General features: G+C 40.1%; 16 protein-coding genes. 8 read left to right on the forward strand and 8 right to left on the reverse strand.

The genetic code is table 11. From position 1 onward, the window contains the following. Positions 1-31: 31 nt before the first annotated feature. From rpsI to J0A69_RS06900, 3 genes are all read right to left on the reverse strand, one after another. Positions 32-418 carry a 30S ribosomal protein S9 gene (gene rpsI, locus J0A69_RS06890; RefSeq protein WP_206585837.1) on the reverse strand — a complete coding sequence of 129 codons (387 nt, stop codon included), beginning with the start codon at positions 416-418 and terminating at the stop codon, positions 32-34. Between the two features lie 11 nt (positions 419-429). Then, complete coding sequence (rplM, locus tag J0A69_RS06895) at positions 430-873, reverse strand: 50S ribosomal protein L13 (RefSeq protein WP_206585838.1); 444 nt, start codon at positions 871-873, stop codon at positions 430-432. 180 nt (positions 874-1053) lie between these two features. Next, entirely contained in the window at positions 1054-1767 is a 714-nt protein-coding gene (locus J0A69_RS06900) for an RluA family pseudouridine synthase (protein ID WP_206585839.1), read from the reverse strand. Between the two features lie 390 nt (positions 1768-2157). Between J0A69_RS06900 and J0A69_RS06905 the strand changes: the two genes are divergently transcribed. Then, positions 2158-3213: a TolB-like 6-bladed beta-propeller domain-containing protein gene (locus J0A69_RS06905; RefSeq protein ID WP_206585840.1), complete on the forward strand. Its 1056-nt coding sequence runs from the start codon at positions 2158-2160 to the stop codon at positions 3211-3213. A 1-nt stretch (position 3214) separates the two neighbouring features. Beyond that, positions 3215-3925, forward strand: coding sequence for a hypothetical protein (locus J0A69_RS06910; protein ID WP_206585841.1), 711 nt, complete (start codon positions 3215-3217; stop codon positions 3923-3925). On the opposite strand, the gene J0A69_RS06915 is transcribed toward J0A69_RS06910, so the two are convergent. The 3 genes from J0A69_RS06915 to J0A69_RS06925 all read right to left on the reverse strand — a co-directional run bounded on the left by J0A69_RS06915 (position 3922) and on the right by J0A69_RS06925 (position 6632). Then, positions 3922-4998: a sensor histidine kinase gene (locus J0A69_RS06915; protein WP_206585842.1), complete on the reverse strand. Its 1077-nt coding sequence runs from the start codon at positions 4996-4998 to the stop codon at positions 3922-3924. The two genes, J0A69_RS06910 and J0A69_RS06915, sit on opposite strands and share 4 nt — an antisense overlap. A gap of 1 nt (position 4999) precedes the next feature. Further along, a complete protein-coding gene (locus J0A69_RS06920) occupies positions 5000-5689 on the reverse strand; it encodes a response regulator (RefSeq protein ID WP_206585843.1) in 690 nt (229 codons plus the stop codon). Between the two features lie 151 nt (positions 5690-5840). Then, entirely contained in the window at positions 5841-6632 is a 792-nt protein-coding gene (locus tag J0A69_RS06925; protein WP_236032714.1) for a DUF3108 domain-containing protein, read from the reverse strand. 180 nt (positions 6633-6812) lie between these two features. Between J0A69_RS06925 and recA the strand changes: the two genes are divergently transcribed. After that, the gene (recA, locus tag J0A69_RS06930) at positions 6813-7844 is read left to right on the forward strand and encodes a recombinase RecA (protein WP_206585845.1); all 1032 of its coding nucleotides are present in this window, start codon (positions 6813-6815) and stop codon (positions 7842-7844) included. A gap of 49 nt (positions 7845-7893) precedes the next feature. Here recA and J0A69_RS06935 read toward each other — a convergent pair whose 3' ends face one another. Next, positions 7894-9141 (reverse strand): ABC transporter permease, encoded by a 1248-nt coding sequence (locus tag J0A69_RS06935; protein WP_206585846.1) that lies wholly within the window; start codon positions 9139-9141, stop codon positions 7894-7896. 126 nt (positions 9142-9267) lie between these two features. On the opposite strand from J0A69_RS06935, the gene queA reads away from it, so the two are divergent. The 5 genes from queA to J0A69_RS06960 all read left to right on the forward strand — a co-directional run bounded on the left by queA (position 9268) and on the right by J0A69_RS06960 (position 13853). Then, positions 9268-10317, forward strand: a complete 1050-nt coding sequence (gene queA / locus J0A69_RS06940; protein WP_206585847.1) for a tRNA preQ1(34) S-adenosylmethionine ribosyltransferase-isomerase QueA — start codon at positions 9268-9270, stop codon at positions 10315-10317. 107 nt (positions 10318-10424) lie between these two features. Beyond that, positions 10425-11108 (forward strand): 2-C-methyl-D-erythritol 4-phosphate cytidylyltransferase, encoded by a 684-nt coding sequence (locus J0A69_RS06945; RefSeq protein ID WP_206585848.1) that lies wholly within the window; start codon positions 10425-10427, stop codon positions 11106-11108. A gap of 123 nt (positions 11109-11231) precedes the next feature. Beyond that, a complete protein-coding gene (locus J0A69_RS06950) occupies positions 11232-12065 on the forward strand; it encodes a LiaF transmembrane domain-containing protein (RefSeq protein WP_206585849.1) in 834 nt (277 codons plus the stop codon). A gap of 31 nt (positions 12066-12096) precedes the next feature. Further along, positions 12097-13137: a sensor histidine kinase gene (locus J0A69_RS06955; protein ID WP_236032717.1), complete on the forward strand. Its 1041-nt coding sequence runs from the start codon at positions 12097-12099 to the stop codon at positions 13135-13137. Beyond that, entirely contained in the window at positions 13134-13853 is a 720-nt protein-coding gene (locus J0A69_RS06960) for a LytR/AlgR family response regulator transcription factor (RefSeq protein ID WP_206585850.1), read from the forward strand. The genes J0A69_RS06955 and J0A69_RS06960 overlap by 4 nt, the downstream gene beginning before the upstream one ends. A gap of 35 nt (positions 13854-13888) precedes the next feature. On the opposite strand, the gene J0A69_RS06965 is transcribed toward J0A69_RS06960, so the two are convergent. Next, positions 13889-14110, reverse strand: coding sequence for a DUF2795 domain-containing protein (locus tag J0A69_RS06965; RefSeq protein WP_008202749.1), 222 nt, complete (start codon positions 14108-14110; stop codon positions 13889-13891). Positions 14111-14157 lie beyond the last annotated feature (47 nt).

Here is a 14157-nt window from a genome sequence, read left to right on the forward strand (position 1 = left end):
ATATTTTTTTATAAAGTGAAGAAACTCCGGATTAACGTTTAGAGAACTGGAATTTTCTTCTTGCTTTTCTACGTCCTGGCTTCTTACGTTCTACCATTCTAGGGTCACGAGTAAGGAAACCTTCTTTTTTCAATGCAGTTCTGTGTTCTGCGTCGAATTCGCACAAAGCTCTGGAGATAGCCATACGGGCTGCTTCTGCCTGACCTTTGATACCACCGCCGTCTACATTGATTTTAATGTCATAGCTGCCGTCTACGCCAACAAGAGCCAAAGGCTGCTTCACAACGATCTGGTGTAGATCAAATGGGAAGTATTTTTCTAGTGACTGATTGTTTACGGAGATCTCACCTTTACCTGGAGCCATGTAAATTCTGGCTACAGAGGTCTTTCTTCTACCGATTGTGTTGATCATTTCCATGATTTAGACGATTAAAGGGTGATGTTTTTAGGCTGCTGTGCTTCGTGTGGATGCTCAGATCCATTATACACGTACAAGTTGCCGTACAATTTTCTTCCCAATCTGTTTTTAGGCAGCATGCCTCTTACAGCTTTCTCTACCAAAATTGAAGCAGATTTCTCTTTCAATAATTTTGGGGTAGAAATACGCTGTCCACCTGGATAACCGGTGTGTCTCACATAAACTTTGGAGTTCCACTTGTCGCCGGTCAGCCTGACTTTGTCTGCGTTGATTACGATGACGTTGTCACCACAATCTACATGAGGGGTGAAGCTTGGCTTCGTCTTACCTCTTAAGATTTTCGCTACCTCACTAGCCAATCTACCCAAAACTGCAGCTTGGGCATCCACTACGACCCATTGCTTTTCTACAGTCGCGGCATTGGCTGATATGGTCTTATAGCTCAAAGTATCCACTGTGTAACTGTTTAATTTTTAGCTTGTTAAATTTATTTCACCCTCAAAAAGGGACACAAAGATAGAAGTATTTTATTTTTCATGCAAAATATTTCCAATACTAAGTCCTAATTTTCATGGTCTTAGCTCAAAAACCCTCTCAGGAGTTTGATTTTCATGCTTTTTATTTTCAGGAAATGATTATCGGGTAGTTTTTTCTAACTGATTGACCAACACCTGAAAATCTTTCGGGTATGGCGCCTCTATGCTTAGTTTTTTACCATCCAATCCTTCAAATCCAATACAATAGGCATGGAGAGAAACCCGCTGCATGATCGGTAACTCTTCTGTGTCCTTCTTGAGATTGAAGCGGCGCTTGAGTGAAGAAAGAAACAAAGGCTTGCCTCCATATAAAGTATCTCCGCATATCGGGGATTTCAGGTAAGCCAAATGAACTCTGATCTGATGCAATCTCCCTGTCACAGGTTTGCACTCGACTAGCGTATGGGCGTAGTACGTTTTCAAAGTATTGAAATACGTCTGCGCTGGCTTCCCCTCTTTACTGACTTTGGCAACTCCCTTATTGGTGGATATTAGGTTCCGGTCTACCAGCTCATTGCTGAATTCCTTAATCCCTTCCACCACTGCATGATAAATCTTGTCTACCTTTCTGCTTTCAAACTGCATGGCCAAATGCCTGTAAGCCACTGGATTCTTGGCAATCACTAGACATCCTGATGTTTCCTTATCCAATCGATGGCACAGTTGTGAATCGGGGGTGTGTGCCTTGGCTAAGTCTAAGATGTTCTGCGCTTCGTGTCTATCGTCTAAGCTTGATAGGTACGGCGGTTTGTTGATTACCAGGTAATCCTCGTTTTCAAACAGAATAAGATTTTCAAAATCTACTTTCTTCATGGATTCTCCTGCCTCTTCAAAGAGGCTGCAAAAGTAGGGAAAAATGCTTTGTTAAAAAATATAGCTCCCCAAATATGTCAGCTAATTGCCTGTTTTTCTTTCTCTTCCTGATGAAGATGTTTTATTAGAGGCAGCGAGAAACTAAAAATCGATCCTTTTCCACCCAGTAAAAGCGCATCCTCTAGCGGAATTCCCTGGCCATCCGCTTCAAATTTATTCTGATTTATCAAAGCTCATATAATTAGACCGCCGAAGTAAAATGGAGGAAGTATAATTAAGATTTTAATTAAATTTTCTGATCAGTGTTAGTAAGTTCTAAAATATTACAGATTAGCATTTTTAATTCTAAGCTTTCAGAGAAAGCCAAAACTTCAAATTTTAATTAAAGGAATGAGACCTATTTTATCGATAATTATGATTTGTCTTTTGGTAAGCTTGAATGCTTGCAAAGAAAAATCACTGGGAGATAGTTTTCAGGATTTTTTCAAGGAGGCAAGAATATTATCATTGGAAAAGATCCCCTTTGAGCCTGCTGAAAGCAGTCCCTTTTTCTCCAATATGTTTATTCTAGGTTATATAGATAGTGTAATTGTAGTTAATGAATTATTGGATTCCGATTTTACTTTCAAATTGATTGACCTGAAATCAGGTAGGGTAAAGAAATTTGGAAAAAGAGGGGAGGGTCCAAATGAGCTGTTATCCGACGGGGGATATTTCCTTCTGGACCACGAAAACAATCACCTGATTATAGGTGATGGTTACTTTAATTACGTCTATAAAGTTGAAGAACTTTTTGACGAGAATGTGATCCCCATTGAATCGTTTCGGTTTGAAACAGGGGATGACAGACTCATGGGTCATCGGGTAATGGCAAACGGATCGGTTTTTGGATCAAGCTATTTGAAGCGTTTTGCTTCTTATGATATTTCAGAGTCTACATTTGATACTTACGAGGACTATCCAGGTGGAGAATCTCAGGCTCTAGCCCACCAGGCCTACTTTCTAGCTCACCCGAACGAGTTTCGAATTGCCTATGGCATGAGGTCTTTTCCAGAGTTTGGTATAATCTCTGAAGAAAATGATCAGTTGGAAATTAAGAAATGGAATTGGGGAGATATAAATTCAAAAGTAGAAGAAAGTTCTGATGGAACCCGCGCTTCCACAGGTTCTCCGGAAGATGAACTTCATTTCTTTTCGACTGCAGGAGGAAATAAATCCATTTTCTTCCTGCATTCTGGCGCTAAACTAAGATACCCAGATGGTAGAGTGCGCCGAGAAGGCTTGTTAACCGACAAAGTGTATCAATTGGATTGGAACGGTAATCCTATTGCCGTTTTGAATTTAGGGCAAGAAGTAAAAGCTATTGCGGTAGATCCTGAAGAAAACTATCTGTATGCTTCTACAGGTTCAGCCAATCCTGAATTGTTGATTTTTAAATTACCATAAGTTGAAAAACATAATACTTTCTTGTTTGATATTAGTGTTGGTTTTGGAAAAGATCCATGCTCAAGTTTCCATTATAGGAAATGAATTTGATCCAGCCCTAAGCTCATTACTTTATAAAAATCAGTTAGATAAAGTAAAAAGGGAATATTCTAAAGAAGTGGTAGTGGTCCGCTTCTTGAATCCAGATAATGCTAGAATAGAATTTGAATTAACCGTTTGGGAGCATTTTATCAATGCTGTTGATAGTAGTCTCATAGGCTTTGTTTTTTACTCACCAAAGACAAACGATTCATTTCAGCAAATTTGGAATAAATCAGTAGGGTCTTCTGCACGTTTGATTATCGATGAGGGACAAATAGTAAATAAGGCTAACGAGATTTCAGAAGACCCAACTGCACATACATTAGTCATGGATAGGGATTTTAAAATATTGGAACAAGTGGGATCCCCAATCTTAAATGAAAATTTCGATGACTTGAGAAATACAATTGCCAAGAATCTTTTAAAAAATGGCATTGATCATGGAGTTAAAGGTGCAATCCATGACAAGGATGCAAATAATCGAACTTGGTTTATGGCACAGCCTATTTATGTAACTTCAACTGGAAGTACTATTCCTCAAAATGAAGCATTGAAACTAATTGTAGATGGATCGGCATTCCCTGAATATTCGCCTCTTTCAGATACTGTAAGACTTATCAAAAGGCGTTAGGATTTCTGAATTGCTTCTTTGCTTTCAATGACCACTGGTTTCACCAAAGGCAAGGAAAAACTAAAAATCGATCCTTTTCCGACTGTAGAGCTTACAGAAATCTTGCTTTTGTGTCCTTCCAGAATATGCTTTACAATCGCTAATCCCAATCCGGTTCCGCCTTCTTTTTTGTTCCGGCTCTTCTCCACTCGGTAGAAGCGCTCAAAAATCCGCTTCAGATCCTCCGGAGGGATTCCCTGGCCATCGTCTTTGATGTCAACCTGAATGCTGCTCTTACTTGCCTTTAATGTGACTTTTACCTGCCCCTTGTTATTATTGTACTTGACGGCATTGAAAATCAGGTTTTGACATACTCGATAGATTTTCTGGCGATCCGCAGAAGTGATATAGGGAGTGTTTTCTTCATGCTCAAAAATAATCTCCACATCCCGCTTAGAGGCTTTGTGCTCCAGCTGATCAATTACTTCTATGATTAGGTCCTTGAGATCAAATTGGGTGAAAGTGAATTTGATCACCCCGCTTTCCATTTGGTTTAATGTCAACAGATCCTGAACCAATACATCGAGGGAATCCAGGCTTTTGGCAGCCCGCTTCAAAAACTTCATCCGAACGTGCTTGTCATCGATTGCTCCATCCAAAAGAGTATGGATGTAACCTTGCGTGGCAAAAATCGGAGTTTTTAATTCATGGGAAATATCTGCGATAAATTCCCTTCGGAATTCGGCATTTTTCTGAAGTGTCTCGATCTCCTTTTGTCTCGCCAAAGCATAGGAGTTGATGACTTTATTGATTCTTCTAAGTGGAGAAATCGATGATTTGGAGGACTTGTCACTGATTTCTGACAAATCCTTTTTCTGGATTTTTTCCAGTAATGAGTAGATGTTCCCGATCTCCCTGAAGACTAAAAATTCCAACGTGATATTGACCAATAGGAAAGAAGCAGAAAATGCCAAGCCTCCTGCTACCAATAAAATAGTGGAATTGGCAGAGTCTATTAAGGAAAGAAATGCAGTTACCAGAGCACTGATCGCCAATGCCAGGATAAATGCAATACCACGGGAATTTGTAAGCATGTTAGCCTAAATCGAACTTGTATCCTACGCCTTTAACAGTAGTGATATAGTCTTCTCCGATTTTTTCTCTGACTTTTCTGATGTGTACGTCCACTGTCCGTGCCAAGACAAAAACATCAGCTCCCCAGATATTTTGGAGTAGCTCATCTCTACTGAAAACCATATTAGGGTTTTTGGCTAGGAAATACAACAATTCAAATTCCTTCTTGGGAAGTGTGATGGTTTTTCCTGATTTATCGATGGTATAACTTCCCCTGTCGATGATCAGATCCTTGATTTTAATCTGAATCTGTTCCTGCTCTTTTTTAGATTCTCTTCTGAATAGAGCAGCGATTCTACTCATCAGCGCACGAGGTTTGATTGGTTTGGTGATGTAATCATCCGCTCCCACATCAAATGCCGCCACTTCTGAATATTCTTCCATCCTTGCAGTCAGAAAAATCACAAAAGCATTTTTTAGCTCAGGAATCTGACGGATCTGTAAACAGGTTTCTACCCCGTCCTGGCCTGGCATCATGATATCCAGTAAAATCACGTCAGGAAGAAATTTTGATGCAACCTTGACCGCCTTGATACCATCTTCTGCAGTTGCTACTTCATAGCCTTCTTTTTGAAGATTGTATTTTAGGATTTCAACAATATCCGGTTCGTCGTCAACTACGAGAACTTTGATTTTTTGCTTATCGCTCATGCTGGCATTTCTTAATAATTCGCTTAAAAATAAGGAATATTTAAAGACTCCCGCCAAATAAAAAGTAGGTTTTCAGTTTGTTCCTTGAGCTTTCCAAGGAATTATTCTGCTTCTCGCAAACAAGATTAAGCGAAAGTTAACCCAGTCTTAATTAATTGTTTCGTAAACCCTTGGCATTGATGATGTCAAAATTCAGGGAACCTAAAAATAAGTTGGCTTTAATTTTAACCGGGATTTTGTTCTGATCCTTAGTCACCCAGATTTTCACAGGGTAGTCCCCCCTGAAAAGTTTGTTTTTCGGTATTTGAGGTGAAAAGATATAGGTTTCCTTCTCGCCTATCTCGGTATCTATCCGCTCGATCCCTTCATATATTAACTTTATGTTATATATCTCCTTGTCGAAGAATCCTCGGATCAAAACAGTCTCTCCCGGCTCCAAATTTTCCAGATCCAGCGTTCTCAAATAATAGAAACCACTGACGATATCCTGGATTTGTCCGGGCAAGTCATATTCTTTGACACTCTTAAGTGTGCGGTTATCTTTTTCAAAAACTTCTACCAGTGCTTTCTTATTTTTTTGGTCGAAAGACACTTTTTCATGCTTGCGGTATTTGCCTTCTTCGATGTGCTGATAGAAAACAGATGGGTGAATGGTGTTGGTGTCCAAGTAGGTTCCCCAGTTGTCATTGACCCTTCCGAAAATCGTGGCAGCCCCCTTGGTTTTACCAAAGACATCAATTTTGTAATGAGGTCTGTTATTTTGTGTGTGAGATCTTTTATTGATCTGCAATTTGGCATCGGCAAGATTCAACCATCCATAGCTTACCTCAAAGTTCAGTTCTTCCCCAAAAGTAAAGGCATCATTTGTCGGAATTTCTTGAGAAAACAGGCTAGAGCTCCACAGAAATGCGATTGCAAAAAAATAAGTGAAAAGTCTTCTCATAGATTTTAGTGACAATACCTGACGAAAATTGAGTTTTTTAGTAGGTATTACGAAAAAAAGAGCTGTTTGGTGAATAAAATTACGAATTTGGCCATCGAAAACAATGGCTATTTCTTCTTTGGTAAAAGCATGTTGTTTAGTTAATTTCACCTACTATTGATTCTTCTAAAACGAAAATACATGAGTAATAACGCAGAAAAACTAAAAGCCCTTCAACTGACCATCGATAAGTTGGAGAAAACCTACGGGAAAGGTACTGTGATGAAGCTGAGCGACAACAAAGTTTTGGATGTCCCGGCGATCTCTACAGGTTCCCTTGGGCTAGATATGGCACTGGGTGTGGGAGGTATTCCTAGGGGCCGGGTGATCGAGATTTATGGTCCGGAATCTTCTGGTAAAACCACACTGACAATGCACTGTATCGCTGAAGCCCAGAAGGCTGGAGGTCTAGCTGCGTTTATCGATGCTGAACATGCATTCGACAAAACCTATGCCGAAAAGCTGGGTATAGATACTGAAAACTTGTTAATATCCCAGCCTGATAACGGAGAACAAGCCTTGGAAATTGCCGAGCATTTGATACGTTCAGGGGCAATCGATATTATAGTAATTGACTCTGTGGCTGCTTTAGTTCCCAAAGGTGAACTGGAAGGCGACATGGGAGATTCCAAAATGGGCTTGCAGGCGAGATTGATGTCTCAAGCGCTTCGTAAGTTGACAGGAGCTATCAATAAGACAGGTTGTGCATGTATTTTTATCAACCAGTTGAGAGAGAAAATTGGTGTTATGTTCGGTAATCCGGAAACAACTACCGGTGGAAATGCCTTGAAATTCTACGCATCTGTTAGATTGGATATCCGTAGAATCGGCCAGATTAAAGAAAGCGCCGATAATATTTTAGGTAACAGAACGCGAGTGAAGGTTGTAAAAAACAAAGTTGCTCCGCCATTCAAAGTGGTAGAATTTGACATCATGTATGGTCAGGGGATTTCCAAAGTAGGGGAGATTATTGACCTAGGTGTGGAATTTGATATCATCAAAAAAGCCGGTTCATGGTTCTCTTATAATGGAGAAAAATTGGGACAAGGCCGTGATGCAGTAAAAAATCTATTGTTAGACAATCCAGAATTAATGGAAGAGCTGGAAGTAAAGATCAAAGCCGCTTCAGGATTAAATGCAGCTCCAGCTGCAGCAGTGGATTTGGAAGAATAAGATCTAAAAGTCAATAAAATAAAAAAAGGGAGCTTCAAGCTCCCTTTTTTTATGTGGTTCGGATAGCCTCTACCGGATCCATTCGAGCTGCCAGCGTCGCAGGCACAATTCCCGATACAACCCCAATAGCGGAAGAAACCCCGAGTCCTAAAACAATATTTTTAAAGGATAAAACCAGCTCCAGACTTCCCAATTGGATAAAGCTTAGCCCGAATACAATTAGGATTCCTGTAATTCCACCGATCAGACTTAAGAATACCGCTTCAAATAGGAACTGGAATAAAATGAAGTAATTCTTTGCTCCCAGAGATTTTTGGATTCCGATGATATTGGTTCTTTCTCTTACTGACACAAACATGATATTTGCAATCCCGAATCCACCGACTAGAATAGAAAAACCTCCGATTACCCAGCCTGCTATGGAAATCACGTCGAAAATAGATCCAATGGCATTTTGAATAAACTCTGTCTTGTTTAATGCGAAATTATCTTCTTCAATAGGTTTCAAGCCACGTTTGGCTCTTAATAAACCTGTGAGTTCATTTTCTAGAGCAACCAAACCGATGTCTTCTTCTTTTCCTTTTACCGCGATTGTTGGCTCGATGCCATTCCTACCTGTGTAGAACATTTTGCTAAATGCTCCATAAGGAATCACACAGGCTTCATCTTTGGATGGAGCATCGAAAAGACCTTCTCCCTCTTCTTCGAATACACCTATGACTACAAATTTGATTCCTTTGATTTTAATTTCTTTTCCAAGGATGGGTTGATTTGGATAAAGGGTGTTTGCGATTTTTCTACCGACAACGGCAAGATTTCTTGAGGCATTGATTTCTGATTCAAGAAAATAACGTCCTTCCTCAATTGGCATGTCATACACATCTTGATAAGTATATTCAATCCCACTTAATTGCATTCCTTGGTAAGCGTTGCTTCCGGCTTGTACTGTGGTACCTGCAGATGCAGAAATAGTAACAGCTTCAGCTGATTTCAAGCGCTCTTCCAAAAATCTATATTCGGCTAAAGTACCGGGAGGTCTTCTAAAATATTTCCACCAAGGATAGTCTTGTGGACCATTGGCAAATGGAAATCTGTCCACCCGCATCACATTTGTTCCCAAGAAAGAAAAAGAAGCTTTGATATTATTTTCCAAAGAATCCACCAAAGTGAAAACGGCGATGATGGCAAAAATACCAATCGTTACGCCCAATAAAGACAGGATTGTTCGAGTTATGTTAGATTTTAAAGCAGAAACTGCAAACCTAAAACTCTCCCATGTGAGCTGGAAAAAGAGCATGCTTTTAATAGTTGGTTAAAACAATTTGTTAAGATAGCTGAAATTGGGCATTATTGTTATTATCTTTGCATTTTTTAGAGTTATTCTAAATCAAACAAATCAAGCTCAGACATCTAAAGCTTTCCTATGAAATTATCAGATTTCAAATTTGACGTTCCAAAAAAACTAGTATCTCTTTATCCAACTGAAAATCGCGACGAATCCCGCTTAATGGTCTTGCACCGTAGTACGGGAAAGATAGAGCATAAGGTTTTCAAAGATATCATTGAATACTTCGGCGACGGAGATGTTTTTGTCACCAATGATACGAAAGTATTCCCTGCAAGACTCTATGGAAACAAAGAGAAAACAGGGGCAGAAATTGAAGTTTTCCTTCTTAGAGAACTCAATTCTGAATTGAGACTTTGGGACGTGCTAGTTGATCCTGCAAGAAAAATCCGGGTTGGCAACAAACTCTATTTCGGAGATTCAGATCTAGTTGCAGAAGTAATCGATAATACTACTTCACGTGGTAGAACCATTCGATTCCTATTCGACGGAACAGAAGAAGAATTCCACAAAACCATCGATTCTCTTGGAGAGACTCCTCTTTTGAAAGAATTCATCGAACGTAAAGTGGAGGCTGAAGACCGTGAGAGATATCAGACTGTATTTGCTAAGAATGTAGGTGCTGTAGCTGCTCCAACTGCAGGATTGCACTTTACTCCACATTTGTTGAAGCGCCTTGAGCTTCAGGGAGTGGAAGTGACTCCGATTACTTTGCATGTTGGATTGGGTACTTTCCGTCAAGTAGACGTAGAAGATCTGACCAAACATAAAATGGATTCTGAGAATTATAACATTCCAGAAGGAACTGTGAAACTGGTCAATCAGGCACTAGACAATAAAAAGCGTGTGGTTGCTGTGGGAACAACTTCTCTTAAAACTATCGAATCCTCTGTAACTGCAAATGGTCGATTGAAGGCTAGCGAAGGATGGACAGATAAATTCATCATTCCTCCTTACGATTTCAAAATCGCCAATGCTTTGATTACTAACTTCCACCTTCCTGAATCAACTTTGTTGATGACTGCTTCGGCATTTGGAGGCTATGATTTGGTGATGAAAGCTTATAAAGAAGCAATCAAAGAGAAATATCGCTTCTTCTCCTATGGAGACGCAATGTTGATCCTCTAAAACTGAAAGCTCCCAAATGGGAGCTTTTTTTATTCCTTCACAGTTTGATAATTTGCTGATATTTCGATTCTGAAAAGAATGGATACTTTTGTTCCAAAATTCACACTATGAATAAAGCTGCGATTCTTGTCGCTGGAGGAAAGGGAACCCGCATGGGGGCACCAATTTCAAAACAGTATTTACCTATCGGTGGAAAGCCAGTTTTGATGCATACCCTTTCTGTTTTTCAGGAGGTAGATCCCCAGATAAAGCTGATTTTAGTTTTACCCAAAGAGGATTTTGCATATTGGAATCAGCTCTGCCAAGAATATGATTTTCAGATTCCTCACGAACTGGTGGCAGGAGGAAACTCTCGCTTTCAATCGGTAAGAAATGGATTGGATTCCATGGATTGGAAAGATGGCCTTGTGGCAATTCATGACGGTGTTAGACCATTTGTAAGTACAGAAGTAATTGAAAATTCATTTTTGGAAGCGGAGCGTTCAGGAAGTGGAATTGCTGTGATCGCTTTGAAAGACTCCATTAGGAAGCTTTCCGATGATGGTAAATCCTTTTACCAGGAGCGTCAATATTTTAGATTGGTTCAGACGCCTCAGACTTTTCAGCTGGCTAAAATCAAAAAGGCTTTCGAAGTAACCGAAATGCAACAATTTACAGACGATGCCACGGTCTATGAACATCAAGGTTGGCAGGTTTCGCTCATTGCTGGCAACCCAGAAAACATCAAAATTACCACTCCTGAGGATCTGGAATACGGAGAATTTTTGCTGGCAAAGAAATCAGGTCGCTGAGCAATTCATTTTTACCGACTTTTTAGTGGGCTTTACCGACTTTGCTTCGGTGTTGGTCGAATAGTCATTTTCTAGGAAAGGGTTTCAATCTAGATTTGATCATTCATTTAAACCAACATACTAATGACTAGATATTCTTCCCCTCGAAATGACGGCGGCATCGTTTTCGGATTCGTAATTTTGGGAATCGGTGTTCTCTTACTTCTTAAGAAAATTGGGATTTTCATTCCAACTTGGGTTCTCACTTGGCCGATGATTTTGATCGCAATAGGTTTGTTTACCTTGATCAAGCATGAGTTTAAAAGTTTATTCGGTGCATTTATTCTTTTTCTCGGTACTTACTTCTTATTGAAAAATGAATTCCATCTGGCCTTCTCCTTGGATAGGTACATTTTTCCGGTTGGCTTGATTGTTCTTGGGCTTTACCTGATCACCAAAAAGAAAAAGGAGCAGGATTTGATCCGTAATATCAAAGCAGATTGGCAAAAATCCAGAAAAAGTAAAGTGGATCAGCCAATAGGTGGAGATACAAACGAAAGCGATTCGTCTTCATCTACCTCTTCGTTTTCGAGTTCCACAGCTTCAGGAGCTGCTTCCAATATGGGAGGAACTTCCTTTTCTGATACCTTGAATATTGATGCAATTTTGAGCGGTGTGAATAAAAGGATTCTTTCAAAAAATCTGAAAGGTGGAAAGCTTACTGCAGCATTTGGAGGTATTGATCTGGATTTGACTCAAGCAGATATACAAGGACCGATCACGATTCAAGTAGATGTGATTTTCGGAGGAATGAAGATTTTGGTTCCACCACATTGGGATATCCGCACAGAAGTCAGCAATATCGCCGCTGGAATTGAAGACAAGAGAATCTATAGAGATACTGCGATTGATCCAGAAAAAGTAGTGATTCTGAAAGGAACAGTGCTCTTTGGAGGTTTGGAAATCAAATCATTTTAACGAGATTCAAAACTGCTAAAACTTCAGAAAATTGATTTTCAAGGCTTTTTCAAAACCCGAACTTGTTAAATACATCATCTTAGGAACTGCAGTCCTGTGGTTCCTGGGATGTTTTTTTATTCTAAGAAGTTACGGGATTGATTTTGAGTTTGCCTGGCCGGATGCTTTGGCTTTTACAGGTGTTTTCTTGGCAAGCGTATTTGTTCTGGAAGTTATTTTCGGATTTTATATTCCCAAGGGTAAAAATGTCTGGCTTCTGATTTTGATTCCATTTGTATTAAGCTTTGTAGGAATCAGTCTACATAGATTTATTCTCAAATGGCTTTTTACCGAGGAATCCTTCTATTTGGAGATGCTATTTCAGAGTTTCTACTTGCGCTGGGCCATTCTTGCCATTCCGGAGATTCTGATAGCCTTTATTGCCTTGGTAGTATCCAAACTGGAGCAGCAGGAAGAAAGCCAAAGAAGGGAAACTGCCATCAACAAGCTTTCCCGGGAAGCTGAACTCATGCAGATCCGGCAGCAATTACAGCCACATTTTCTGTTTAACAGCCTTAATTCTATCAGTGCTTTGGTGGTTTCCCAACCCCAGAAAGCCAGAGAAATGGTTTTGCAGCTTTCTGATTTTCTAAGAGGCACCATCAGAAAGGATCACAAGCAATGGGTCAGCTTGGAAGAGGAATTGAATTACCTGAAAATGTATCTGGATATTGAGCGTGTTCGATTTGGACACCGCTTGCAGGTAGAAATAGAATCAAGCCCTGAAATTGGAGATTCTAAGCTCCCTCAACTATTGATCCAGCCTTTGTTGGAAAATGCGATCAAACATGGTTTATATGGCTTGACAGGGGAGGTGAATATACTTTTGAAAACCTCTTCGGATGTCAATTACCTGAAAGTTGAGGTTGAAAATCCCTTTGATCCCGAAAGTTCTCCTCCCGGAGGTACCGGTTTTGGATTGGATTCTGTCAAAAGAAGACTGGAACTACTTTTTGGCAGAACGGATCTGCTTCAGACGAATTCTTCTGAAGGAAGATTTTTAGTGACACTTAAAATACCCCAATTGAAATGATCAAAACGCTAATCATAGATGATGAGCCTCTTGCCGCTGGAATCGTTCAGGAGTACCTGATGGCTTTTCCACAGTTTCAGGTGATGGAGGTTTGTCAGGATGGCTTTCAGGGCTTAAAGGCCGTGCAGACCCATCAGCCGGATTTAATTTTTCTGGATGTGCAGATGCCAAAAATCACTGGCTTTGAAATGCTGGAATTATTAGATGAACCTCCAGCTGTGATTTTTACTACTGCATTTGACCAATACGCCCTAAAGGCATTTGATGCCATGGCGATTGATTATCTGTTGAAGCCGTTTTCGCAGTCCAGATTTAATCAGGCCATAGAAAAATACCTGAATCAATCTTCAGCTATCGAAAGTGAATCTCTCGGGCAACTTGCAGAGAAGAGCTCAAGATTAGTCGTGCGCGTGAAAAATGAAATCAAAATCATCCAAATCCAGGATGTTTCATATTTTGAGGCGGAAGATGACTACATCGCTATCCATAGTAAGGGAGTCAAATACCTCAAAAAAATGACCATGAAAGCCTTGGAAGAGGCAATGGATCCGGCAAAGTTCTCGCGAGTTCATAGATCCTACATGGTCAACCTCAATGAGGTTACCCAGATAGAACCCTACGAGCGGGAAAATTACATCGTCAAACTTCGAAATGGAGAGCAAGTATCTGTCAGCAAAGCAGGTTACGCCCGTCTCAGAGAAGTACTTGGTTTATAGAAAAAACAGAAAGCCCCGAAATCGGGGCTTTCATTTTAATATTCGTCCTCGTTGAAGAAGAAGTCATCCTTAGTCGGATAGTCCGGCCAGATTTCCTCAATAGTTTCATAAGGCTCGCCGTCATCTTCTAATTCCTGGAGGTTCTCGACCACTTCAAGTGGTGCGCCAGATCTGATGCCGTAATCAATTAACTCATCCTTAGTTGCAGGCCAAGGAGCATCTTCTAAATAAGAGGCAAGTTCAAGTGTCCAGTACATAGTGTTTATCTTAATTAATAGGTGTTCCGGATTTTAATAGGGGTGCA

This window comes from Algoriphagus pacificus (assembly GCF_017254845.1).
GTDB lineage: Bacteria > Bacteroidota > Bacteroidia > Cytophagales > Cyclobacteriaceae > Algoriphagus > Algoriphagus pacificus.